The organism is Staphylococcus sp. ZWU0021, from assembly GCF_000798895.1.
GTDB lineage: Bacteria > Bacillota > Bacilli > Staphylococcales > Staphylococcaceae > Staphylococcus > Staphylococcus saprophyticus.
Genome location: NZ_JTLN01000030.1, coordinates 240764 through 267329 on the forward strand (window position 1 = coordinate 240764; position 26566 = coordinate 267329).

A 26566-nucleotide genomic window follows, 5' to 3' on the forward strand; every position below is an offset into this window, starting at 1 on the left:
AAATCTTCTAGAAATGATTTCTCTGTCCCGCTCTAATAACAATGACGTTCTATGAAAGATAAGCTTCCAGGATCAATTCATATCACAGTTTGCATTCTATTTTAATTATTAAATTGATGTTTAGGCACGAGTAATAGAACAGCTAAAAATGCAATAATAGCTAATGCTGCATTAAATAACAAACCATACATGGCACCTACATGTATATTCGCAGTGGTTGTCATAACCGTAAATATTGTTCCTGACAACGCAACACCAAACGAATTACCTAAAGAGGACGCCATTTTATAGACACCAGAAGCGACACCTACTTTGTCATCAGGCGCTGTCGTAACAGCAGTGTCTGTAGATGGCGTTGCATACATACCTAATCCGATACCATAAATTAAGTAACCAAGTATACACATAACGATATACATCGGTGTAGGTAGGAATGTGAGTGAAATTAAAATAATACCAACAGCATTTAACCCTGCACCGATTAACATTGGACGTTTAGGTCCAATGTGTTGAAGTATTTTTTCTCCGACTCTAATCATTACAAGTACAGCCACAAGATAAGTAATCGTCATTGCGCCAGATTGGAATGATGTAAAATGAAGGCCTGATTGAAAATAAGTATTCGCTACAATTAAAGTACCGGCAACGGCATTTAATAAAAAGTTCGATACTGTTGCACCCGTGTAACCTTTATTTTTAAATATCCTAAAATCAATCAGCGGATTGTGTATTCTTGTTTCATAAAATAAGAATCCAATAACTGCAACAATAAAAATGAACATCAATGACAAAATGAGTGGTGAAAATAAACCATAATTTGAAGCTTGTGTAATAATCAAATTGACACTCAACATTGCAATAATTAAAATAATAAGTCCAATCGTATCAAATTTGGCGCGTTTCGTTTCTTTTGTTTGAACCGCCTTTGTTTCTGGCGCATGCTTCATTAAATACATCGCTGCGAGTGCCACAATAATAGAGATAATAAAAATTGATCTCCAACCTACAAAGGTAGACACCATGCCACCGAATAATGAACAAATACCTGTACCGCCCCATGAACCAATAGACCAATAGCTCAGGGCGCGTTGACGTCGGCTTCCTATGTAATACTCGTTAATGATTGCTAACGTTGATGGCATAATACACGCAGCAGATAAGCCTTGTATGGCTCTACCAACTACTAACAATGGTATAAATCCAGGAATAATAATCAGTAATGAACCGACAATACTTAAAATCAATCCTATATATGTCATTTTAACTCTACCATATCGGTCAGCTAGCCCACCAGCACCGACAACAAACAGCCCACACAATAATGCTGTGATACTTACTGCCACGTTAATTGTGCCATAATTTGTATCAAACGATGACTGAAGATCTGGTACGATATTTACAAGAGATTGTGCAAATAACCAGAATGTAATAACTCCTAAAAATATACCTACAAGAAGCCTATTATCTCCTTCAAATGATTGTGATGACTCCATATTCTTTTTTCCTCCTATATCCCCCAAAAAGCATTGCATCACTTCAAAAAAGATATACACGTTTTTAAACTCAAATTAAACATATTCTAAAAAAGTCTATATCTATTTCAAAATGAATCTTTTAAAATGAAATTAAGCTTTATTTATTTGTGAAAACATCAGACAATTATTTATTATATAATTTCTTTCGTTTTCACAAAATATTTAAAAACCCAATATTAACAAAATAACACTTAGCTATAGATATTGCTAAAAAACAGCGTTAAATGTATATTTGTAAACTCAAAGAGTAATATTCTCTTTAAAATTCATCGAATTATACTAAAATTTTATCGCTTAAAATGATAATTACTTTTCTGCAATAACATATAGCTAAAAAATTTCTGTATACTATATTAAGACAAACTATGATAAGGGTGCATTATGTTAAATTTATTTATACTACTTCTTGAACGTGTGGGCTTAATCATACTTATTGCCTATATACTAATGAACATCAACCATTTTAAAACAATGATGAATGAGCGCGAGAAACGACGTTCACAATGGCAATTAATTATTATTTTTGGTTGCTTCTCTATGATTTCAAACTTCACTGGTATACAAATCCGAGGCGATGAAATAATTAATGGAACTGTTTATAACCATCTAGACCCTGATGCTTCTTTAGCAAATACACGTGTTTTGACTATTGGCGTATCAGGACTTATCGGTGGTCCATTTGTAGCATTAGCAGTTGCCGTCATTTCAGGTATGTATCGTGTTTACATTGGTGGTGCTGATGCATATATTTACTTGATTTCATCTATTTTCATCGCTTTAATTTCTGGCTATTTTGGCTATAAAGCGATGCGTGCTAACCGTTATCCTACGATAGTCAAAGGTGCGTGCATTGGTGGTACAACAGAAATAATTCAAATGCTTTGTATTCTTTTATTTTCTGATAATACTGAACATGCGTGGACATTAGTAAAACTCATCGCTATCCCTATGATTTCGATTAATTCCATCGGTACAGCAATATTTTTATCTATTATTTTATCTACTATTAAACAAGAGGAAGAAACGCGTGCGATACAAACACATGATGTGTTACAGCTTGCTAACCAGACATTGCCTTATTTCCGCTCTGGTTTGAATGAGCAATCAGCGAAAAAAGCAGCAGAGATTATACTTAATTTAATGCGCGTATCTGCGGTAGCAATTACCAACCGTAAAGATATTTTGACTCATGTTGGCGTAGCGAGCGACCATCATGTTGCCCAAAAAGCAATTATTACTAATTTATCTAAACGAGCCATTCAATCTGGCACTTTAAAAGAAGCATATTCTAGTGAAGAAATCGGTTGTAACCACCCAGGATGCCCTTTAGAAGCAGCAATCGTAGTACCTCTACGCGTCAAGAATGATGTTGTCGGGACATTAAAATTATATTTTACAAATAAATATGATGTTAACTATTCAGATAAACAATTAGCAACTGGACTTGCTGAAATATTTTCCAGTCAACTTGAATTAGGTCAAGCTGAAACACAAAGTGCCTTAATACGTGATGCTGAAATTAAATCACTTCAAGCACAAGTTAATCCACATTTTTTCTTTAATGCAATTAATACCATTTCTGCATTAATACGTATTGATAGTGAAAAAGCACGTGAATTACTTTTACAACTCAGTCAATTTTTCAGATCTAATTTACAAGGTGCGCGTAATAACACGATTTCTTTAGAAAAAGAATTACAACAAGTAGAATCCTATTTATCTCTAGAACAAGCTAGATATCCGGACCGCTTCAATGTGTCGTTTGACATAGATCGTACTTGTTACGGCGCACTTGTACCGCCTTTTGCTATACAGATACTTGTTGAGAATGCCATTAAGCATGCTTTTAAAAATAGGAAATACAATAACGAAATTATCGTAAAAGCACACAAAGCTCAAACAGGTTTAGTCATTTCCGTATCCGATAATGGTCATGGTATCCCTTATGAAAAACTTGATAAAATTGGTAAAACCAGTGTCCATTCAGAATCTGGTACAGGCAGCGCGTTAGAAAATTTAAATCGCAGATTAGATGGATTGTTTGGTTATGAAGCAAGTCTTCAAATTCATTCCGATCACCAAGGCACACAAGTGAGTTGTACGATTCCGTACCATAATTTAGAGGAGGAAAAAATTGAGAGCAATCATTGTAGATGACGAACCCTTAGCACGTAATGAACTTCACTATTTGCTAAATCAAATAAACCATTTTGAAAAAATTGATAAAGCAGAAAATGTTTCTGAGACATTAGAACTATTACTTTATGATGATTATGATGTTATTTTTCTTGATATTAATTTAATGGACGAAAGTGGTCTTGATCTTGCCAACAAAATAAAGAAAATGAAACATGCGCCTTTTATCATCTTTGCCACAGCGCATGATACTTTTGCTGTAAAGGCTTTTGAATTGGATGCCATCGATTATATCCTTAAACCTTTTGAGCAACAACGTATTGCACAAGCAGTTCACAAAGTAGAACAAGCTTTGGGGCAAACTACCGAACATCATAGTGATAGTTATACAACAGCTTCTATGGATACTCAAAACAACGAAAAAACAAAAACAAGTAAAGTGCTCCCTATTGAGGTAAATGAACGCATTCATATTATTAACTTAGATGATATTATTGCAGTTTCGGTCAACAATGGTATTACTACAATCAATACAACACTCGACGATTTCGAAACTTCAGAGCCTTTGAGTCATTATGAAAAGAAAATTGAAACGCAAAATTTCATGCGTATCCATCGTGCAACATTAATTAATAAATCCCATATTCAAACCATTGAACATTGGTTCAATTATACGTATCAACTTACCATGACAAATCAATTAAGGTTTCAGGTTAGCCGCTCCTATATGAAAACTTTCAAACAAATGATGGGGCTTAATTGATAGTCACATTTCAATTTATGCATTTCAGCTCTAACGTGTCGTAAGTCACATCAAAAACGCTCCATCGTAATCGCTTTCATTTTATAATTAACTCAAGATCATTTTGGGAGGCAATTTTAAATGGGAGTAGAAAAAGAACAACGCAAAACGCACAATAAAATCTCTAAAACATATAATTTTTTCCATCAAGCGCTTGTTATAGCGATTATTATGTTTATTTCAAACATCATCGAAAGTTTCATGCCGGTGCCAATGCCAGCTTCAGTAATAGGACTTGTCCTATTATTTATTGCTTTATGTACTGGTATTGTAAAACTTGGCCAAGTAGAAACTGTTGGAACCACATTAACGAATAACATTGGTTTCTTATTCGTACCAGCAGGTGTTTCAGTCATTAATTCATTAGGCATATTAAGCACAAGTCCAATCCTAATTATATTATTAATTATCATTTCAACATTGCTCTTGTTGTTATGTACAGGATTTTTATCTCAGTTGCTTATTACAAAATCCTTTATTCCGAAAAATTCAAAACAAAAAAATTGGCGGAGGATAAATTATGATTGAACATTTAGCGATTAATACACCTTATTTTGGTATTCTACTATCACTTATACCTTTTATCATCGCAACTTTTTTATTTAAAAAGACAAATGGCTTTTTCTTGTTCACACCATTGTTTGTCAGCATGGTCGTCGGCATTGCCTTTTTAAAATTAACTGGTATTGATTACGCAAATTATAAAATCGGTGGCGATATCATTAATTTCTTCTTAGAACCAGCAACAATATGTTTCGCTATACCTTTATATAAACGTCGCGATGTCTTGAAAAAATATTGGAAACAAATCCTAGGCGGCATCACATTAGGTACAACTGCTGCACTTGTTTGTATCTATCTTATCGCCGAAGCATTCCAATTTTCTAATGGCATCATAGCATCTATGTTACCTCAAGGTGCGACAACTGCCATTGCATTACCCGTATCTGCAGATATCGGCGGCATCAAAGAGTTGACATCACTAGCAGTTATTTTAAATGGTGTGATTATATATGCTTTAGGATCTAAATTAATTAAGTTATTTAATATAACAAATCCTATTGCACGTGGTTTAGCACTTGGTACAAGTGGCCATTCGTTAGGTGTTTCTTCTGCACAAGAATTTGGTGAAACTGAAGCATCTATGGCATCTATTTCTCTAGTTATTGTTGGTGTGATTGTTGTAATCGTAGCTCCAATATTAGCAACATTACTATTATAATTTAATAACCCGCACACGTATAAAGTTAAATGACGTGTGCGGGTTTATTTTTTAAAAACTTAAATCTATACACGTATATTTTCTTACCTTACTGCACCCATTACAATTTAACCGCTAACTATATACTATTTTTATAATTTATCAGAAAATTTAAATTACTTATTTTCATATCCTTGTAATCTGATAAGATTTATTGTATTATACACCTACTATTAATATTTGGAGGTTAAGATTTATGACATTATTTTTACTAGAAGCAAACGATTTGGCTTTTGCCTCAAATAAAAAAGAATTAGAAGATAAAGCTGCTCAATTAACAACTGGTGATGTACCTACTTTAATTGAAGTTCAAGCTACTGAAGACTTAACACATGGTTACTTTATTGTAGAAGCAAATAATGATACTGAAGCAAAACAATTTCTAGAAGATGCTTCAATTAATATAAATTTAGTTAAAGAAGTGCGTCTAGTTGGTAAAGAACTGGATGAAGTTAAAAAAGGCGATCCTAAAATTGACTACCTTGTAACTTGGAATATCCCAGAAGGTATTACAATGGATCAATATTTAGCACGTAAGAAGAAAAATTCAGTTCACTACGAAGAAGTACCGGAAGTACAATTCCAACGTACGTATGTTTGTGAAGACATGACAAAATGTATTTGTATGTACGATGCGCCAGATGAAGACGCTGTACGCCGTGCTCGTAAAGCTGTAGATACACCAATCGATGACATCGAAAAAATATAAAGAACTACTTTCTCAATAGAATTGAGATTAGTAGTTCTTATGCATTAGCTTTAGCTAATGTAATCCTTATATATTTCTCAATAGAATTGAGATTAGTAGTTCTTAGGGAGAGGGACAGAAATCATTTGTTTTAATAAAGATTTCGTAGTCCCACCCCGGCAAGGATGACTAGGGTTGAATAAGCTTAATATAAGCGCAATTCAATCCAGTCATCTACTGCCTTTTTACAAAGTGATTAATCACTAGATTTTCTAAAAAGTAAATTCATAAACAACCACTTCACGGGCTATGTACTTGCATAGCCCTTTAGTGTAAACACAATTCTTATTAAAACGATAAGAATAATTGAGGTGTCTACCGTGATTCATATTAATCGAGTTCATCATCAATTTGGAGAGAATACTGTCATTAACGATTTCGAACTAAATATAGATAAAGGAGAAATCATTACTTTTATTGGGAAAAGTGGATGTGGCAAATCAACTTTATTAAATATTATTGGAGGTTTCTTAACACCCTCATCTGGTTCTGTTAATATCAATGGTCAAATTAAACAAACGCCATCTCCAGATTGTTTGATGATATTCCAACATCATAATCTTTTTCCATGGAAAAATATCTATGACAATATACGCATTGGTTTAAATAAGCGTATGAGTAATGAAGAAATTAACCATCATTTAAAAAGTGTCGATTTAAATAATAAAGGCTCAGCATTCCCTGAATCATTATCTGGTGGGATGAAACAACGTGTTGCACTTTGTAGAGCACAAGTACATCAACCGAAAGTTATTTTAATGGATGAACCACTTGGTGCTTTAGATGCATTTACCCGTTATAAACTACAAGATCAATTGATTCAATTAAAGCATCAAACTGACGCTACTATTATTCTTGTCACACATGATATAGATGAAGCATTATATCTTTCTGACAATATTATTTTACTTGGAGAGGGTTGTGAAATTATCGATCAATATAAGATTAAGCAATCACATCCTCGTAATCGCAATGATAGCCATTTATTAAATATCCGTAATACTATCATGGAAAAGTTTGCCTTAAATCATTATATGGCAGAACCGGAATATTATTTATAAGGAGGCAGCATATTGAAAAAATTATTAATCCTTTCTCTAATATTCCTAGTATTACTTTCTGCTTGTACACAAAGTAATAGTCAAAAACAATCCGATAAAAAAGAAACTATAAAAATTGGTTATTTACCTATTACACATTCAGCAAACTTGATGATGACCCAACAAATACAGCAACAAACCAAAAACGCGAATTACAACTTAGAACTAGTAAGATTTAATAATTGGCCTGACCTGATGGACGCTTTAAATAGTGGCAAAATCGATGGTGCATCTACCTTAATCGAACTTGCGATGAAATCTAAAGAGAAAGGTTCAAATATTAAAGCAGTTGCTCTAGGCCATCACGAAGGTAATGTCATTATGGGACAAAATAACGAAACAATTTCAGACTTCCATAATCACGAAGATTATAGCTTTGCGATACCACATCGGTATTCGACACATTACCTACTATTAGAAGAAATGCGAAAACAACTTCATTTAGACTCTGATACCTTTAGTTATCATGAAATGGCACCTGCAGAAATGCCCGCAGCTTTAAGTGAAAATCGTATTTCAGGATACTCAGTAGCTGAACCTTTTGGTGCCTTAGGAGAAAAACTAGGCAAAGGACATACGCTAAAACATGGTAGCGATGTGATACCTGATGCATATTGCTGTGCACTTGTGCTCAGAGAGGATTTAATCAATCAACACCATCATACAGCACAAGCTTTTATGACTGATTATAAAAAAGCTGGTTATAAAATGAACAATAAAAAGCAAAGCGTAGAAGTCATGAGTAAACATTTTAAACAAGATAAAAAAGTTTTAAAACAATCAGCAGATTGGACTTCTTATGGAGATTTAACAATTGAAAAAGAAGGCTATAATAAAATCACTCATTTAGTCAAAGAACATAAATTATTTAACACACCTGACTATAAAGATTTTGTTGATCCAACATTATACAAGGAGGGCTAGTACGCATTGACACATGCATTAACTAAAAAATTCACTTTACCTATTATTAGTTTCATCATTTTCTTATTTATATGGCAATGCGTGATTTGGATAGGAAATTATCAACCTATCCTCTTACCTGGTCCTTTACTTGTTGCTAAGAGCATTTGGCAGTTCATCATTTCCGGGGAAATATTTTCTCATTTGTTTATTAGTTTATTTCGTTTCATAGTCGGATTTGTTCTTGCCATTTTAATCGGTGTTCCTATCGGATTTTTATTAGGTCGTGTAAATGCACTATTCCATGCCATCGAACCACTTTTACAATTAATTAGACCTATATCACCTATCGCTTGGTCACCTTTCGTTGTACTTTGGTTTGGTATCGGTAGCTTACCAGCTATGGCAATTATTTTTATCGCTGCTTTCTTTCCGATTGTTTTTAACACAATTAAAGGCATTAGACATATTGAACCTCAATATTTAAAAATCGCTTCAAATCTTAACTTAACAGGTTGGCAATTATATAAAAATATCTTATTCCCTGGTGCCTTCAAACATATTATGGGTGGTATTCATATGGCTGTAGGTACGAGTTGGATATTTTTAGTTTCTGGTGAAATGATTGGTGCCCAGTCTGGATTAGGCTTTTTGATAGTAGATGCAAGAAATATGTTGAACTTAGAAGATGTATTAGCCGCAATATTTTTTATTGGTTTGTTCGGCTTCATTATAGATAGATTTATTAGTTATTTAGAAAAATTAATTCTAAAACGATTCGGAGAATAAAGGAGACGTTATTATGAGTTTACAAACACTTATCGAAAATGAATTAGATCCATATTTAATTGAAATAGATGAAGGTACACACTATCCTAAACAATTTATTCAAACTTTATTTAAAGAAGGTTATTTTAAAGAAAATGATTTGAAAAATAATTTAGAAATTATTGAAGAAGTATCCAAATCTTGTCTAACTACAGGATTTTGCTTATGGTGCCAACTCGCATTCTCAACATACTTAGAAAATGCTGACCAAGCGCATTTAAATCATGATTTACAACAATCATTATTAAATGGTGATATATTAGGCGCAACTGGTTTATCAAATCCTATGAAATCATTTAATGATTTAGAGTCTTTCAATTTATCTCACCATTATCAAGAGGGAAAATTTTACGTAAACGGTAGACTTCCAGCAGTAAGCAATATCGGTTCTGATCACTACTTTGGGGCCATTTCAAAGTCTGAAACTGATGATGAATTAGTAATGTTTATTGTACATGCCAATCAAGATGGTATTATACTTGATGAGAAGTCGAATTTCTTAGGTGTCAATGGTTCAGCAACATTTGCGATAACGATGGATGATGTACTGATTCCTGACACGCAAATCATCACGCATGACGCAAAATCATTTGCCTCAGATATTCGACCAAAATTTGTAACACTACAAGTTCCTATTGCCCTAGGTTCCGTTCGTGCTTCACTTGATTTAATTCATAAATTCTCTGACGCACAAAATGGCATCAATAAATATTTAGAATACGACATTTCAGATTTTGAATCACGCTATAAACAGATCAAGCAAGACTTTTATAATCTTGTTGCAAAAAATGATTTGGATAATCAATTTGGCGAACTTATTCGACTTAAAAAAGAAGCTGGATATTTACTATTAGAAGTTAATCAGGCGTCTATGGTCAATGGTGGTTCAAGAGCATACTCTCCTAAAGCACCACAAGCACGTAAGTTGAAAGAAGGATTTTTCTTTGCAGCATTGACACCTACCTTAAGACATTTAGGTAAATTAGAAGAAGAATTTAAATCATTTAATTATACTGTAAATTAGTTTAAACTTTTCTAATATACGTAAAAAAGAGTCTGGACATAATAGTTGTCTCAGACTCTTTTTCGTTTAGGCAGTAGATGACTGAATTGAAAAATTTGATTTCTGTCCTACTCCCTCAAGACATAGACAAACATTGCGCAATAAATGTGCAGGGTTTGTCTATTTTAATTTTTTTCTTATTTTTGATTCCTAATTGTCTTTGTATAAGTAATATTTTAGTAAAATAACAGGTACTTTAGATGGACTGCTATTAATATGACAATATTTGTCTTCGATAAGTTCATAAATAAAATCTAAATATAATGCTAAATAGACTATAATTAACAAATGATTTTTTGGAACTAATATGTAGATAGGAATCAATCCCTATTAATGTGTTTAATTTATATATTATAATTTAGGCAGTGATTTATGCCGACTCCTGCGGGAATAGCACTAGCCGAAGACTACAGGCTAAGGCAGTGCCCGCGGAAAGCGTGCATAAAAAAACTGCCAACAAAGTCGGAGACTTTGTAGACAGTCTGAAGCATCCCCCTATGAGGATGCTTTTTTGTGACTCATATCATTCCAATTTGATTTTCTATATTCCTTCTATGAACCACTTGATTGCACGTTGTATCGCTTTATCCCAATATGCGTAATCATGTTCACCAGGTCCATCTTCAAATATGTTTGGTATTTGGCGTTTATTTAAATATTGTACAAACTGCTGATTGTCTCGGTATAAATCATCTTCTGTACCACACATGATAAGCAATTCGGGAATTTCTTTTTGTTTCTTAATCGCTTCATCCACTAAATAATACGGATCTAAGTTTGTATTTGCTACTTGTGCATTTGGACCAGCAATTGCAAATCCAGAATAATCATACCAATCATAATCAATCAAACCTTGTGCGTTAAATGCAGCAGATAAAGGACAAGCTTTCGCAAAACGATGACCTTCTAACAGCGCATATTTGATTGTGCCATAGCCACCCATCGAATGTCCCGCAATAAAATTGTCCTCTTTGCTAGTCGAGAGTGGTAATATTTGATGCGCATAATCCAATACTTCAAGTATATAATCATAATATTTATGACCATACACCATATTACTATAACCACTATGATCTGCATTCGGCATGATTACTGCTAATTGATGCTCATTTGCATACCGTTCAATACTCGTATAACGCATATACGACGTTTCGTCACTTGAAAGTCCGTGTAAAAGCAATAACGTTTTCAACGCTTTCGGTTGTGCATTTGAATCAAAATAAGTAGCGTCTTCAGGTAAAATCACTATAAAAGGATGATGCATACCAATCGTCGTCGAATTATAGTTTATTGATAATATTGCCAAAGTCAGTCACAACCTTTATTAATTAATACTTTGTGTTTCGTGTTTTTTCTTCTTATGCGTTTTATTAGATGGATCTAAACGTTTTTCCAAAAATCTTAAGAAGATATCAATTAAAATTGCAATTAAAGCAATTGGAATTGCACCAGCTAAAATAAATGTTGTTCCGTCTGTTGCATTCGTACCTCGAATAACAATGTCACCTAAAGTTGGCGCACCTATGAATGAGCCGACTGCAACAACCCCGATGGCTACAACAAGCGCAATTCTCAGTCCACCAAGAATGACTGATAAAGATAATGGTAATTCAATCATACGCAAGACTTGATTGCGCGTCATTCCCATACCTTTACCGGCATCTTTAATATTTTCATCGACACCAACAATACCAGTAAATGTATTTTTTATAATTGGTAATAGTGCGTATAAGAATACCGTTACCACTACAGTTGTAGGACCTAGTCCCATCACTAACATTAATATTGCTAACATCGCAATAACAGGTACAGTTTGAATGATGTTTGCAATGGTAATAATTGTCCAAGACAATTTTTTATATCTTGCAATGACGATACCAATAGGAATACCTACAATAGCTGCAAATAGAACACCATAAACAGACATAAGTAAATGCTTAATAAATAAATCCCATAGGTAGCCAAAGTTTACTGAATAATATTCAATTAATTGTTGAAATAAATTACCTTCCATTACTAATGACCACCTTTCTTATCATTTTCAAAATAGTTATGTGCTTTTAAGAATTTTTCAGCGACGACTGCAGGCTCTTGACCTTCACCATCAGCTTGATAATTAAGTTTCTGCATTTCACTCGTTGAAATTTTATTGTGTAATTTTTCTATTGTTGGTTTTAATTCTGGATGCTGTTTTAATAAATTATTTGTCGCCACTGAACTTGCGTCATAAGGTGGGAAGAAATGTTTGTCATCTTTCAATACTTTTAAATCATATGCGGCAATTCGACCATCCGTTGAATACCCGACTGCTACATCTAAATTATTCGAATTCAATGCATCATATACTAATCCGATTTGCATTGGTCGTACTGTATTAAAATCAAAGCCATATGCTTTCGTAAATCCTGGATAACCATCGCCTTCACGGTTTAACCATGAACTATCGACACCTAGTTTCAATTTATCGCTATGCGCTTTTAAATCAGACACAGTTTCTAAATTATATTTTTCAGCAGTTGCTTTAGTTACCATAAATGCATAAGTGTTTGCAAATCCATATGAATCAAAAAATGTTTGATCAAATTTCTTTTGGAAACCATCTTGTGTCGCTTTCATAGCTTTTTTTGGATCTTTAATAGGATCTTCATTTAATGCACCTGTTAAATCCGTACCATTATAACGGGCACCTGATAAGTTTGCATCACCATTTACGAGTGCGTTATGTTGAATGGTACTCGATCCTAAGTTGTTAATTAATGATGGTTTGATTTTTCCTTCTGTATCATGTTCTATTAATAGTCTCAACATATGAGACATAATTTGTGACTCGCTCGTTGCAAGTGCTGTGATTTTGACCTCGTTGTCTGAGCTATTTCCACCTAAACCGGGTAAACTACATCCAGATAACACCGTCAGACACAGTACAAGCACGATACAATACTGTTTTATCTTTTTCATAATGTCCTCCTTAAATTATCTGGATACTTTTAATCCTTTGGGTACTGCCCATTTTTCTACTAATGATAATAGTACATCCACTATTAATGCTAATGCTGTAACTAATACAGCTGCACTCACAATCATTAATGGGTCATATAAGTTCAATCCATTAAATACAAAGTCACCTAAGCCACCTGCACCTACATAACTTGCAAGTGTTGCCCAACTAATGACATAAACAGATGATAATCGAATACCACCCAAGATTAATGGTAAAGCTAATGGTAATTCAACGTCTTTCATTAATTGAAAGCGTGTCATCCCCATACTGATTGCTGCTTCTTTAAGATTACTATCAATATTCTTAACACCTAATACTGTGTTATTTAATATTGGTAGTAGTACATAGATAAATAATGCGACAATGGCCGGTAATTTTCCAACACCAAAGATTGGTATCATTACAGCTAATACTGCTAATGTTGGTATCGTTTGTAATACACCAGCAATTGTGAGAACAATGTTTGAAGTTCTTTTCATTTTGGATAGTATAATACCTAATGGTACTGCGACTACGATTGCAATTAACAAAGCGATCATTGAGATATAAAAGTGTTCGACTGTTTTGGAAATCAGTTGCCCACCATATTGCTCTATGAATTGTTTCATTACTTATCAGCTCCTACATTATCGGGCTCAACAATTGCGTCTTGTGTAGCATCATCGTCTTCATCTGTTTCTCCCCAGATACTGTCATACACGATATCTACTAAGTTTGCTCTCGTAACCAATCCAATTAACGTTTCTTCATCACTATCCACTACAGGTACGTTTCTTACATTTCTTTTCAATATTGTACGAACTGAATCTTGTAATTTACTGTCTATTCTTACGCGATAGATATCGCGTTGCATTGTATCAATCAGTTCTTTATTTCCACGTAAACCTTGATTGATATCTTCAATATCTAAATATCCAAGTAATCTACGATTGTTACCCACAACAAAGATGGTATCAACACGACGATCTCTCATAATCTTAACTGCTTCATTTAATGAGCTATCCGCATGAACTGTTACAGGTTTAATCATCGCATCTTTAACTGTACGCATGTTAGGTCTATCTTGAATCAATCTATTTTGACCAATAAAGTCTCGTACGAAATCGTTTTCAGGATGTCTTAAAATATTGTCTGGCGTATCAAATTGTATGACACGTCCCTCAGACATAATGCAAATTTTATCTGCCAGTTTAATAGCTTCATCCATATCATGTGTAACGAAAATGAAGGTCTTACCTAACTTTTGTTGTAGTTCTTTAACCAAGTCTTGCAACGTATCTCTCGTAATTGGATCTAACGCGCCAAATGGTTCATCCATTAAAATGATATCTTGTTCTGCTGCTAACGCACGCACAACACCGATACGTTGCTGTTGTCCTCCTGAGAGCTGTGAAGGATATCTATCTAAAAATTCTTCTGGTAAATCCACTAATTTTATCAGTTCTTTAGCTTTTTTCTCTTTCTTTTCTTGAGACCATTTTAAAAGTTTAGGTACTAATACGATATTTTCTCTAATCGTCATATGTGGCATCAATCCAATTTGTTGTATCACATACCCAATTTTTCTACGTAGCTCAACTGGGTTCATTTTGCGAACATCTTTGCCATTTATAGCTATTTGCCCTTCAGTTGCTTCAATCATTCTATTGATCATTCTTAAAGCAGTTGTTTTACCACTACCACTTGTCCCTATAAATGCAATAAATTCACCGGCTTCAATCTCAAGTGAAATATTATCTACAGCTTTCTTTCCTCCACCATAGACTTTAGATAAGTTTTTAATACTTAACATGAGTCAATTCCTTTCTATGTACATATTCAATTTAAAATATTTCATAATAAATATAGGACTATCTGTGGATGTTATACAAATACTAAAAAATAAGTAAAAACATGAGCACACATAGCCCTACTTTATTCGTGTGTAAACAATCAAAACAGAATAATCAATTTAGCTTTGATTTTATCATCCTATATATAACAAGATACATTAATAAATAACATTAAACAATTTATAACCAAATATTTGGTTATATAAAATATTTTTAACACCTTTTTATTCAATCGTTTCAAACTCATTCAAAAATTTTATTTACGTTTTATACCAATAAGATGTCCAAGTTCTTTGGGTTGTTTTTTTATTGAAGCATGTTGTGCATAATCATCAATTGCTTTTTGTATATCAGTAGGAAAAGCATCAGGCTTATGCAATTTAGTATTCATTCCCATTAACATAACCTCATAAGTTGCACACTTATCATTTGCTTCATCACTTAATGTCATAAACACATGTAATCTTTTGGCGTCGTAATCAAATAACTCAACTGAAGCAGTAATCGCTTCATTTACTTTAATTTCTTTTAAATACATAACGTGGTTTTCTAAAGTAAAGACAGTGTAGTCCAACGTTTCAATTGTTTGCACATCTAACCCTAAAAATGCGAGCCATGCATCCGTTGCATCACTAAATACACGATTATATTCTGCGTCATTCATATGCCCATTATGGTCGACCCAAGCTTCATTTACATGCGTCTTGTATTCATATAATTTGTTTGTCATTTTATTTCACCGATTGTTGTGTTTTCTTTTTCATAGAGGGTGTATCTTCTGGCCAATATGACTCAGCAAGTTGTTTTACTTTTACTAAGAATTCATTACGTTTTTGGTCAAGTTCCGCCATTGTTTGTCCTTGAGAAGATGATTCACAGCCATTGACCACTTCTTCATACAGGTCCTGTGTTAATTCTGGTGCTACTAATTTAGTCCATGGTTTTTTTAAAGCTGGACCAAATTGTTTCAGCATGTGACGCATACCGCCTTCACCACCGGCCAAATGGAAAGTCATGAATGGACCATATTGTGCATAGCGCAAACCTGCAGCATGTGTAAATGCTTTATCAACTTCTTCCGTTGTCGCTATACCATCATTAACAATGTGCAATGCCTCTCTCCATAGTGCTTCCATTAATCTATCTGCTACATGTCCTTCAATCTCATGTCTAACATGAAGTACATCCATACCAATGCTTTCGTAAATTTCTTCAGCTTTTAATGTTGTTGCTTCCGTTGTTGCTTTACCAGGAACGATTTCAACGAGCGGTAAAATATAAACTGGATGAAATGGGTGGGCTACAATCAATCTCTCAGGATGTTGTAAATTTTGTTGCAATTCTGATGGCATAATACCAGAAGTACTCGAACCAATCGTTGCATCTGTTTTCGCATAAAAATCAATTTCTGTCAGCACTTGATCTTTTAAAGATTCAATTTCTGGAACATTTTCTTGTATATGATCTGCATCTTTAACCGCTTCTTCCAAATAAGGTGTAAATGTTAAATTATCGATTGCAGCGCCTTCTGCTAAACCTAATTGTTCTGCATATGGCCAATTTTGTTTCACTTGTTTTAACATTCTTTCATATGCGCCTTCACTTGGGTCTGTAGCAATGACTTCATGCCCATGAGCTAACATTCTAGTAATCCATCCACTTCCGATAACGCCTGTACCTACAACTGCAAACTTCATTATGCTCCTCCTTGTGGATCTCTTAATTGATATTTTTTACGTGCTTCTGCCGGGGTCATTGGTTCTATATCTAATCCGTTCAATATTTCGACAGCTTTTTCAACTAATTGCTCATTTGTTGCCTTAACACCTTTGGCTAAATATAAATTGTCTTCTAATCCAACACGAACGTTGCCGCCACGCTTTGCTGCTTCTTCAACCGTTGGAAATTGCATTCTTCCAATACCAAATGCTGACCAGTGGGCATGCTCCGGTATACGCGTTTTAAAGTATTCTATCGTTTCTGGATCATTTTCAGCTCCCCAAGGTATACCTAAACAAAATTGGAACATTGGTTCACCATCAATTAATCCTTCACTGATTAATTGCTTAGCGAATGAAATATGACCACTGTCAAAGCACTCTAATTCAGGCTTAACACCAGCCTCTTTTACAAGTTGAGCTTGTTTTCTTAACCAATCAGTTGGACTTAAATAAACTGTATCTCCCATGTTGACACTACCACAATCTAAAGTACACATTTCAGGTAGTAAGCTGCCTATCGGTTCATGTCTTTCTTCTGGTGTTTGTATATCAGATCCTTCTGCAGCGAGATATGGATCTTCAAGGTTTGGAATAAAATCTCCGCCACCACCTGACGTAATATTTATAATAATATCTTCATCTGCAGCTCTAATAAGTCGTACGGCTTCTTTGAAAAATTCAACATCGTGGCTAATACCACCTGTCTCTGGATCTCTCGCATGAATATGTGCAACTGTCGCGCCTGCTCTTGCACATTTTATTGCTGATTCAGCAATCTCTTGAGGTGTTACAGGAACACACTTATTCTTTGCTGTAGTATCTCCAGCACCTGTTAAAGCTGCTGTTAGCATCACTTTTTTCATTGATTATAAACCTCCACAGAGTTATTTAACACATCGCTAAGTGTACCAACCAGACGGTTTAGTTTCAAGTTTTATAAATATAAAAAATAAGGATAAACAACATTCAAAAGTTGATTATCCTTATACTATCAGTGGTTTACATGAATTAAACATTTTATTATTTTTTTATTAATTTAGAACATTTAGCCATTGCTTTCTTGATTTTTATTGGGGTGCGTATATTCGGTTAATCTATTCAAAACTTGTTCTCTCATGTTTTCATCAAGTCCATCTAGTCCAAATATTTCTGAAAGCCACAAACCATCCACTGCCAGACGAATAATTGTAGCGTCTACTTTGTCTAATCCATCATTTTCAATATTAGTTTGCCACTCTTTATAAGTGTCCTGTAAAGGTAATAACAAATTGCTATTAATACCTTGTGCAGCAAGCATTCCTGAGGTAATCGATCCATTTTCTGAACGATGAGATCTCGTCGCTTCAATAAACGCCCGTGCCCATTTCCCTTGGTCTTGTTTATCTGCATGTACATGTCCATTCACATTTTCTCTATATAATTCATCGGCATGATCAACAAGACCTTGAATTAATGCAAACTTGTTTTTAAAGTGATACAATAGCCCACCTTTACTGACACCTGCCTTTTTGGCAACGGCATCTAGCGTTAAATATTCACTACCTTGCTCATCTACAATTGCTGCAGCAGCTTGTAGTAATTGTATCCTCTTGGAAACTCTCGGCATTCATACACCTTCTTTCTCAAAATACGTTTCAAAATATGACTTAACCGTAGTTTTATATTCGAGCAAACTATATACGATATATGATAAAGTTGCAACTTCATTTTTGGATGCTAAACTAAAATGTGTGCTATTTTATCATAACTCAAGCGTTAACCTTCATAAGGCAATCCGCTTTGTATTTTTGCATACGTCGTTCACATGATAACTTCTTTTACTTATACAAATGCTTTCAAGTATTTAATCATTCATGCCTTTGCCATCCAATATATAATCAATATATTTTTCTACTCGATTTTCACGTGTTGCCGCTCTCTTTGCCTGACCAATATGATACATATATTGCCTTTGTCTACCAGGCGTTAAGTTATTGAATGCTTCTTTTAATTCTGGCATTGCATCTAATTTTGCTTGTAATTCTTCAGGCATATCATAGTCTTCAGTTTTTTTCATAGGTACTTTCTTACCTGATTTTTCTATTCTAATCGCTTCTTCAACATACCATTTAATCTCGTCTCTACGTTGATTAACTTCATCTAAACTTTCGAAACGTAATTGTCTTGCTGCTTGTACATTTTTAGTTTGTTGTATAAGTGATTGATAAGGATCTTCCATAATAGCACCTTTTTCAAAAAGTAATGCGCAATAATGCTTAAAGTCTTGTATGATAACGACATTTTTATCATCTAACGTGTAGCAAGGATGCATCCATTTATAATCTTCAGTTAATTCCGTTTCATTTATAATTTCACGTAAAATTTTAAATTCCTCTTGCCATTGTTTCAATCTATCAATAAATGCATTTACTTTAATATTTTCTTTTTCATTAGTCATAAAAATTACACCTCTTAATAATTTTTTTATTAACTTTATTCTACTATGAAAACCTTTTATTTATCTATAATTAGCTTTTTCAAAAACTTAACTCTTGTTTTCCGATAAGTTTACTATGAATTAAGGGATAATTATGTTATAATTTTTTTATTATTTTTAAAAATACATATAATTTAGAGATGATTGAATGCAACAAGCAACAAACTTAAAAAAAGTATTAGGCTTTACGGATGTAATGGGTATTGCTATAGGTCAAATTATCGGTGCTGGCGTCATGTCGCTAACAGGCATTGGCATACAAATGACCGGAAGTGGTATCACACCCGCATTTATCTTATCCGCAATCATTACATTACTAACGATGTTCCCAATTGCCATATTAGGATCCACATTACCTACGACTGGTGGTATGTATCAGTATACAAGTCGTTTATTGTCCCCTAAAATCGGGATATTTTGGTTATTATTATTCATCTTTTTACAGGTTACATTATCTTTATATGCTTTATCATTCGCACAATACTTAGAAGGACTCTTACCAGGTATTCCTGTTAGACTTGTTGCTTTTGCCTTACTTACCATTTTATTTATTGTTAATATCATTGGTATTAAGTCAGCATCTATCATTGGTAATTTAATGGTTGTCATTCTAATTATTGCTTTGTCTTGTTTTATCATTTTCGGTCTGCCACATGTGGATTTTGGTGTTTTTAATATGCATGCCATGCTTCCGGATGGATTCACAGGATTCTTTACTGCCGTTGGGCTTGTTTCGTTTGCAACTGGTGGCGCGCAAGTTGTTGCTGAACTAGGTGGAGAAATGAAAAATCCAAAAAGAGATATTCCAATAGTCATTATCATTGCAACTATATTTGTAGGTTTGTTATACGCTTTTATCGCTTCTATTGCTGTAGGGGTACTACCAATTCCAGAGGTTGCTGGCAGACCATTAACGAGTGTTGCGCAAGAAGTCTTGCCGACCCCAGTATTCATCTTCTTCATGGTTGGGGGCGCAATGTTCGCATTAGCGACTACACTCAATTCAACGTTTACTTGGGTAACTAAAAGTTTATTAGTTGCAATACACGATGGTTATTTACCTAAACGTTTAGGTAGTGTGAACAAACGATTTGGTACACCTCATTGGCTTTTATTACTTTTCTACATTATTGGTGCATTACCTATTATTACAGGTATGTCACTAAATGTTGTAGCACAGTTAGGTACTGGGATTTCATTAATTGTTTTTGCTTTTCCAGCTTTAGCTTCTACGCAACTACCCAAAAAATATCCAGATGCTTATAAGCAATCGCCATTTAAAGTACCCTATCCAATACTTGTAACGATGGCAATCATTGCTATTATTGTGCTATTGTATCAATCTTATTTATTAATTTCTGATTTAAAAATAGGTTATATTATTGGTACATTAATTTATATTTTACTTTCCGCTATTATTGCGCAAGTTTCTAATAAGAAAAATAAAATTGCACTTAGCGATATTCATTTTAATACAGCCCAATCAATAGAAAAATCAACTTTATAAATTAAAAAAAGGACTTACATCCTCTCTTCTACATTGAGAATGTAAGTCCACTTTTATATACAAAGCACTGTTCATTTTATAAGTGTAATTGATTTACCTTAGGCTCTATTAAATTTAGTCATTTGCTTTAGACTAATGATTAAAATAAAAGCTACGAATGCGATGGCTGCAGTGAAGTACGTAGTTGCTAAAACATCTATTTTAGAAACAACTAGACCACCGACAATACCACCAATGCCGATACCCGCATTTAAACTAGACATATTCCAACTCATCACTTGGCTTGTATCACCTTCAACATGTTCTATAATACCACTTTGAACAGCTGGATTTGTACTCCATTGCATGATATTCCATATGAAGATAATCATTAATAATACGCCTGTCACTGATAAGAATAAATTCAACAGTAACATCATCGTGATAAATATAATAGTGGCAATCGTTAGCCAACGTTTACTCGTCAATTTATCTGAAAGGAACCCACCCATCGATGTTCCAATAACACCTGCAACACCATTGATTAATAATACAATCGATACGAAAGATAAGTCATGACCACTTGATAACATAAGTGGATTAATATAAATAAATGTCACAGAATTTGCAACTAGCAATAAGAATGTGATAGCTAAAAACTTAGCGACTTCTCCTGGTCTAAGTATTTTAGAATAATTACTTTCACGCTGCTTAGTACTAGACTCTGTATTTACCGTTTGATATTGAGGTTGTGGTACATAGAAATACATCAATATACCTACTAACACACTTACAAAGACAATAAATAAGAATGTATATCTCCATCCAACTAAGTCACCGATAATTGTCCCAATTGGTACACCAAGTACATTTGCGCCACTAAAGCCTGAATAAACAATACCTATCATTTTCCCTCGATGTTGTGGCGCAGTTAATAAAGCTGTTAGCGCTAATATTTTAACCACGATAAGTGCTGCTGCTGCAGATGATATGATGCGTCCAAATACTAAAATAGAAAAATTAGGTGCAAAAGCAATGATCATATTTCCGACAATAAAAACAAGCAATGCATATAATAATACAGGTCTTGGAGAAAACCGATTCGTTATTTTCACTAATATAGGTCCTGCAATGGCAAATGTGATGGCATAAAGCGTCACTAACTGTCCAATAATCGCTTCCGAAACATGCAAGTCAATGCTCATCAAATTCATAATCCCTGCAACCATCATTTCAACCATACCTACGATAAAGATACTCAAAATAAAGGTGGCAATTCTCATAATCGACATCTTTTCACTCCTCCCTTAAATTAAGATGTAAATTTTTACATAACTATTACATTATAAACCATACGTCAACACATTTGAACACTTCTGAATTTGCTCTCACAGCAAATATCCAACCATACAAAAAAAGAACCTGAGACATCAATAGATATCTCAGATTCGTGTTTATATTGAAACATAACAATAAAGCTCTGCTCAATTCTTTTTAAAATTTTTATTAAAATGCTGAACAGTGCTTTTTATACTCGCCGTCTATCCAATATTTATGCGTCTTCTTGGTTTAAATGTCTACTTATCAGTTGATCGCGGTGATTAAAGAATTGTTTATAACTTAAATAAGTCGCAATAAGCGCAGACATAATCGTCGCAGTTGTGTGAATAAAGACAACCATTAATTGAAATTTAACAGCTTGTAACGGCTCTACGCCTCCAATAATTAAGCCGGTCATCATACCTGGTATCGAAACAATACCATACGTTTTAACGGAATCAATTGTTGGTACAATCGCCGTTTTCACACTATTACGTATCGTTTCTTTAGAAGATAATTTGGGATTCGCACCAAGTGCTAACTTAGATTCAATTTGGCTCATTTCTTTCACAAATTCTCTATCTAAATTTTGATAGGCTAAATTTATAGCAATTAAACCATTACTACCTAGCATACCTGCAATCGGTATCACTTCATTAGGCTTAAACTCTATCGCCCCTGTTAAAACGACACCAACTAGAGGTAACGCTACACCAACAAAAATGGCAACAAACGAAATCCAAAATACATGATGCATTACTGGAGATGCTCTACTAATTGTATTCCACGAAGCATTAATAATAATGACTAGTACAAATACGATTAATAGCCATGTTTGATTCACACCAAATATAAAATGCAATAGAAAGCCGAGAATAATTAATTGAATAATTGCTCTAACCGTCGCAATTAATAAATCTTTAATAATATGTAATTTTTCTTTGTAAGAAACAATAATCGGAAAAAGTAAGAGGAGACCCGTTAATGCTAGTGCAGTTGTACTCATGATAAACGCTCCTCCTTATCGATTTTGCCATCCACAATTCTAATTTTCTTTTTAAAATGTCTATTACTTTGATCATTACTATGTGTAATCCATAAAATAGCAACGCCTTCATCAGCCAATTTAAAGATTAAGGATTCTATTTTTTCACTATTATGCACATCCAAAGCACTTGTCGCTTCATCTAGAAGCAATACCTTTGGTGTGTACATGAGTTGTCTCGCTATCGTAATACGTTGTCTTTCACCACCGGATAAATGTTCAACACGTGTATTAAAATTATAATGACCTAAACCTACTGTTTTCAATAAACGTTTAGCTTGTTTACGATCGAATTTATCTTGTCTAACTTCTGCTGGAAAAGCTAGATTTTCTCCGATAGTTCTATCAAATAAATCACTTTCTTGTAATAGATAACTTACATTCATACGTAGTTGTTCTGGGTTTATTTGTTCGTAAGGCTTATCATTTAAATATAGTTCTCCTTTTGTTGGGCTAATCAAATTACTAATCAAACGCAACAATGTACTTTTACCACTTCCGGAAGGCCCTACAATTGCTATCGTATCGCCTGCCTCAATTTTTAAATTTATATCATTGATAATATCCCGGTTATCTATCTTATATGTTATGTTTTTTAGTTCTAACATAGAAGCCCACCTTTTTTAATTTCTCGCATTACTATTCCCTAACTTTTCAATTTTAATAGCTTGTTTCATCAATAAGCTCAAAAATCATTTATTTTAAAATAACGATAGCTATAAATGATATGAGATTATTTAATGCATGTAATGTTATTGAAACAGCCAAATTCATTCCGCTCTTCACATATACAAAGGCTAAACCAGCCCCAATGATGAGATAACTACCGATTTCAAATGGTGATGTTGCACCTAACACATGCACACTTGCAAATAATATCGTTGAGAGTATCGAGGCAACAGTATATGTTATCTTTTTGCCTAACTCATGAATAATTAAATGTCTAAATAATAGTTCTTCGATGATTGGTGTGAGTATGACAATATCTATAAATAGAAATGGTAACATCCAATTATTTTCAAACATTTTTTCTAAAAGCATTTGATTTTGAGTTTCTGTATATTGCAATCCTTTAGGTAAAAATTCCATCATCCAATCATATAAACTATTTAATCCAAGTGTGACAATATAAGTCGCCACGATGATAAACAGATATTTAGGGATTGCATGAATGCGTTGGTTGGAAATCGGTATTAAACGATCTTTTAAATGCATTGCATAAAAACTAACTAATATAACGATTTCGGCAAGCAAGCCACCCATAATTAGTATGTTTTCATCAGTTACAAAATCTTCATTTTTAAAATTAAATACTGAATAGACAATATATATAGCAGCAAATAACAAGAGTGGCATGATGTTATTCGCTAATAAATAAATTGGAATAAGCCAAAAATCTCTTTTTACAATTTTTTTGTTATCCCAAACACTTTTATCTTGCTGATTATTATTTTTTAATTCGGTTGATTTCTCAGTCATATGACACCTTCCTAATTCGTACATATACTAAATATATCATGTCTACTTATAGTGTATATACAAATTATTAAATTTTTTATCAACTTCCTTTCTAAAATATTATAATCTCAAATAACTTACGTATTCAACTCACTATATTATTGTAATATGTTCATTTTGTTGTACTATATAATTAACATAAGGGGGGCTGATTTTTATGACTATATTAACTACATTACAATTTATCGTTAATATTATAATTGTATTCTTTTTATTTAGTGTTCTGGTAATGGGGGCAGTGTTACTTTTTAAAGATAAACGACAAAAGCAACATAGTGTGCTACGCAATTATCCACTACTTGCACGCATACGTTATTTTGGAGAAAAAATTGGGCCTGAATTACGTCAGTATCTATTTTTGGCTGATACCAAAGGTAAACCATTTTCAAGAAATGATTTTACAAATATTGTCGTTGCGGGTAAATATAATTCTAGAATGACAAGTTTTGGAACACAACATGATTATGAAGATGGTTTTTATATACAAAACACGATGTTTCCTTTACAAACAGCTGAGTTACATATCGACCAATCACCTATGATTTCTTCTTTTATTTATAAAATTGATAACGAACGCTTGTTTAACCGTGATGAACATAGAACAAAAGTTGAAATAGATCCTTACTATTTATCAGATGAAGACCAAATTATATTAGGTGCTCAACTTGAGCATCCATTTAAAATAAAACGTTTAGTAGGTCAATCGGGTATGAGTTATGGCGCTTTAGGTAGCCGTGCTATCACTGCCCTTTCAAAAGGGCTGGGTCAAGCTGGTACATGGATGAACACGGGCGAAGGTGGTTTATCGGAACATCATCTATCTGGAAACGTTGATATTATATTTCAAATTGGACCAGGCTTATTTGGTGTTCGTGATAAAGCAGGAAAGTTTGACCAACAAGCCTTTATCGATTTATCCCATAATCAACATATTAAAGCATTTGAAATCAAATTAGCACAAGGCGCCAAAACACGTGGTGGCCACATGCAGGGCAACAAAGTCACAGAAGAAATCGCTTCTATAAGAAAAGTAGAACCTTGGCTGACAATAAACTCACCTAACCGTTTTGAGCATATCGACAGTCCAGATGCCTTATTGAATTGGGTCCATGAATTACAACAAACCGGACAAAAACCTGTTGGCTTTAAAATGGTCATTAGCAAAGTATCTGAAGTAGAAAACCTTGTTCGTACAATGGTTGAAAATCAGCAATATCCTAATTTCATTACCATCGACGGAGGAGAAGGCGGTACTGGTGCAACATTCCAAGAATTAGAAGATGGTGTCGGCTTACCTCTATTTACAGCGCTTCCTATTTTAACAGCATTATTGGAAAAATATGGTATTAGAGATCAAATTAAAGTTTTTGCATCAGGCAAATTGATAACGCCAGATAAGATAGCTATCGCATTAGGACTTGGCGCAGACTTGGTAAACATCGCCCGTGGCATGATGATTAGTGTTGGGTGTATTATGAGCCAACAATGTCATATGAATACTTGTCCAGTAGGTGTGGCAACGACTGATCCTAAACGTGAAAAAGGATTAATCATCGATGAGAAAAAATATCGTGTCACTAATTTTATTACAAGTTTACATGAAGGCTTGTTTAATATTTCTGCAGCTGTAGGCGTAGATTCCCCTACAAAAATTACAAAAGAACATATTATCATTAAAAGTAAAGATGGTGGTATCCAATCTATACAAGACTATAAATTAAAATTGATTGAACACGCTTAACTGATTAAGTTCGCTAAAGTTAAAATAAATAATAAGCATTGAACTACTCA

At 33.7% G+C, this 26566-nt stretch carries 26 protein-coding genes; 11 read left to right on the forward strand and 15 right to left on the reverse strand.

The features are described 5' to 3' along the window. Positions 1 to 101: 101 nt before the first annotated feature. Positions 102 to 1493, reverse strand: a complete 1392-nt coding sequence (locus L987_RS10260; RefSeq protein WP_011302424.1) for an MFS transporter — start codon at positions 1491 to 1493, stop codon at positions 102 to 104. Positions 1494 to 1916: 423 nt separating this feature from the next. Here L987_RS10260 and L987_RS10265 point away from each other — a divergent pair, with 423 nt between their 5' ends. From L987_RS10265 to L987_RS10305, 9 genes are all read left to right on the forward strand, one after another. Beyond that, positions 1917 to 3692, forward strand: a complete 1776-nt coding sequence (locus L987_RS10265; RefSeq protein ID WP_011302423.1) for a sensor histidine kinase — start codon at positions 1917 to 1919, stop codon at positions 3690 to 3692. Next, complete coding sequence (locus tag L987_RS10270) at positions 3670 to 4434, forward strand: response regulator transcription factor LytR (protein ID WP_011302422.1); 765 nt, start codon at positions 3670 to 3672, stop codon at positions 4432 to 4434. The genes L987_RS10265 and L987_RS10270 overlap by 23 nt, the downstream gene beginning before the upstream one ends. Before the next feature lie 120 nt (positions 4435 to 4554). Continuing rightward, a complete protein-coding gene (gene lrgA, locus L987_RS10275; RefSeq protein WP_011302421.1) occupies positions 4555 to 5001 on the forward strand; it encodes an antiholin-like murein hydrolase modulator LrgA in 447 nt (148 codons plus the stop codon). Continuing rightward, on the forward strand, positions 4994 to 5695 hold the full coding sequence (gene lrgB / locus L987_RS10280; RefSeq protein WP_002482419.1) for an antiholin-like protein LrgB: 702 nt from the start codon (positions 4994 to 4996) through the stop codon (positions 5693 to 5695). Before lrgA ends, lrgB begins: the two co-directional genes overlap by 8 nt. Before the next feature lie 235 nt (positions 5696 to 5930). Beyond that, a complete protein-coding gene (locus L987_RS10285; RefSeq protein ID WP_002482418.1) occupies positions 5931 to 6443 on the forward strand; it encodes a DUF4242 domain-containing protein in 513 nt (170 codons plus the stop codon). A gap of 359 nt (positions 6444 to 6802) precedes the next feature. After that, the gene (locus L987_RS10290; protein ID WP_002482417.1) at positions 6803 to 7543 is read left to right on the forward strand and encodes an ABC transporter ATP-binding protein; all 741 of its coding nucleotides are present in this window, start codon (positions 6803 to 6805) and stop codon (positions 7541 to 7543) included. Positions 7544 to 7555: 12 nt separating this feature from the next. After that, the gene (locus L987_RS10295) at positions 7556 to 8506 is read left to right on the forward strand and encodes an ABC transporter substrate-binding protein (RefSeq protein ID WP_011302420.1); all 951 of its coding nucleotides are present in this window, start codon (positions 7556 to 7558) and stop codon (positions 8504 to 8506) included. Positions 8507 to 8512: 6 nt separating this feature from the next. Further along, on the forward strand, positions 8513 to 9274 hold the full coding sequence (locus tag L987_RS10300; protein ID WP_002482415.1) for an ABC transporter permease: 762 nt from the start codon (positions 8513 to 8515) through the stop codon (positions 9272 to 9274). Between the two features lie 13 nt (positions 9275 to 9287). Next, positions 9288 to 10337, forward strand: a complete 1050-nt coding sequence (locus tag L987_RS10305; protein WP_011302419.1) for an acyl-CoA/acyl-ACP dehydrogenase — start codon at positions 9288 to 9290, stop codon at positions 10335 to 10337. 580 nt (positions 10338 to 10917) lie between these two features. Here L987_RS10305 and L987_RS10310 read toward each other — a convergent pair. From L987_RS10310 to L987_RS10355, 10 genes are all read right to left on the reverse strand, one after another. After that, entirely contained in the window at positions 10918 to 11682 is a 765-nt protein-coding gene (locus tag L987_RS10310) for an alpha/beta hydrolase (RefSeq protein WP_011302418.1), read from the reverse strand. 18 nt (positions 11683 to 11700) lie between these two features. After that, positions 11701 to 12390 (reverse strand): ABC transporter permease, encoded by a 690-nt coding sequence (locus L987_RS10315; protein WP_011302417.1) that lies wholly within the window; start codon positions 12388 to 12390, stop codon positions 11701 to 11703. A 2-nt stretch (positions 12391 to 12392) separates the two neighbouring features. Further along, entirely contained in the window at positions 12393 to 13334 is a 942-nt protein-coding gene (locus L987_RS10320; protein WP_047504523.1) for an osmoprotectant ABC transporter substrate-binding protein, read from the reverse strand. A gap of 15 nt (positions 13335 to 13349) precedes the next feature. Further along, positions 13350 to 13985, reverse strand: a complete 636-nt coding sequence (locus tag L987_RS10325; protein ID WP_002482410.1) for an ABC transporter permease — start codon at positions 13983 to 13985, stop codon at positions 13350 to 13352. Next, positions 13985 to 15169, reverse strand: coding sequence for a betaine/proline/choline family ABC transporter ATP-binding protein (locus tag L987_RS10330; RefSeq protein WP_002482409.1), 1185 nt, complete (start codon positions 15167 to 15169; stop codon positions 13985 to 13987). The genes L987_RS10325 and L987_RS10330 overlap by 1 nt, the downstream gene beginning before the upstream one ends. Before the next feature lie 296 nt (positions 15170 to 15465). Further along, positions 15466 to 15939 (reverse strand): thioesterase family protein, encoded by a 474-nt coding sequence (locus L987_RS10335; RefSeq protein ID WP_011302415.1) that lies wholly within the window; start codon positions 15937 to 15939, stop codon positions 15466 to 15468. Between the two features lies 1 nt (position 15940). Continuing rightward, the gene (locus L987_RS10340; protein WP_011302414.1) at positions 15941 to 16906 is read right to left on the reverse strand and encodes a 3-hydroxyacyl-CoA dehydrogenase NAD-binding domain-containing protein; all 966 of its coding nucleotides are present in this window, start codon (positions 16904 to 16906) and stop codon (positions 15941 to 15943) included. Then, complete coding sequence (locus L987_RS10345; RefSeq protein WP_011302413.1) at positions 16906 to 17793, reverse strand: 3-keto-5-aminohexanoate cleavage protein; 888 nt, start codon at positions 17791 to 17793, stop codon at positions 16906 to 16908. The genes L987_RS10340 and L987_RS10345 overlap by 1 nt, the downstream gene beginning before the upstream one ends. Positions 17794 to 17975: 182 nt before the next feature. Next, positions 17976 to 18536: a TetR/AcrR family transcriptional regulator gene (locus L987_RS10350; protein WP_002482405.1), complete on the reverse strand. Its 561-nt coding sequence runs from the start codon at positions 18534 to 18536 to the stop codon at positions 17976 to 17978. A 237-nt stretch (positions 18537 to 18773) separates the two neighbouring features. Beyond that, entirely contained in the window at positions 18774 to 19367 is a 594-nt protein-coding gene (locus L987_RS10355; RefSeq protein ID WP_047504526.1) for a YdeI/OmpD-associated family protein, read from the reverse strand. 187 nt (positions 19368 to 19554) lie between these two features. On the opposite strand from L987_RS10355, the gene L987_RS10360 reads away from it, so the two are divergent. Then, positions 19555 to 20913, forward strand: coding sequence for an APC family permease (locus L987_RS10360; RefSeq protein ID WP_011302410.1), 1359 nt, complete (start codon positions 19555 to 19557; stop codon positions 20911 to 20913). A gap of 98 nt (positions 20914 to 21011) precedes the next feature. Here L987_RS10360 and L987_RS10365 read toward each other — a convergent pair whose 3' ends face one another. The 4 genes from L987_RS10365 to L987_RS10380 all read right to left on the reverse strand — a co-directional run bounded on the left by L987_RS10365 (position 21012) and on the right by L987_RS10380 (position 24736). Continuing rightward, positions 21012 to 22184 carry an MFS transporter gene (locus L987_RS10365; protein WP_011302409.1) on the reverse strand — a complete coding sequence of 391 codons (1173 nt, stop codon included), beginning with the start codon at positions 22182 to 22184 and terminating at the stop codon, positions 21012 to 21014. A 260-nt stretch (positions 22185 to 22444) separates the two neighbouring features. After that, complete coding sequence (locus L987_RS10370; protein ID WP_011302408.1) at positions 22445 to 23218, reverse strand: ABC transporter permease; 774 nt, start codon at positions 23216 to 23218, stop codon at positions 22445 to 22447. Beyond that, positions 23215 to 23865, reverse strand: a complete 651-nt coding sequence (locus tag L987_RS10375; RefSeq protein ID WP_002482400.1) for an ABC transporter ATP-binding protein — start codon at positions 23863 to 23865, stop codon at positions 23215 to 23217. Before L987_RS10375 ends, L987_RS10370 begins: the two co-directional genes overlap by 4 nt. An 88-nt stretch (positions 23866 to 23953) precedes the next feature. Next, positions 23954 to 24736, reverse strand: coding sequence for a CPBP family intramembrane glutamic endopeptidase (locus L987_RS10380; RefSeq protein WP_047504529.1), 783 nt, complete (start codon positions 24734 to 24736; stop codon positions 23954 to 23956). Positions 24737 to 24932: 196 nt separating this feature from the next. On the opposite strand from L987_RS10380, the gene L987_RS10385 reads away from it, so the two are divergent. Then, a complete protein-coding gene (locus L987_RS10385; protein ID WP_047504532.1) occupies positions 24933 to 26516 on the forward strand; it encodes an FMN-binding glutamate synthase family protein in 1584 nt (527 codons plus the stop codon). The last annotated feature ends 50 nt before the right edge of the window (positions 26517 to 26566 follow it).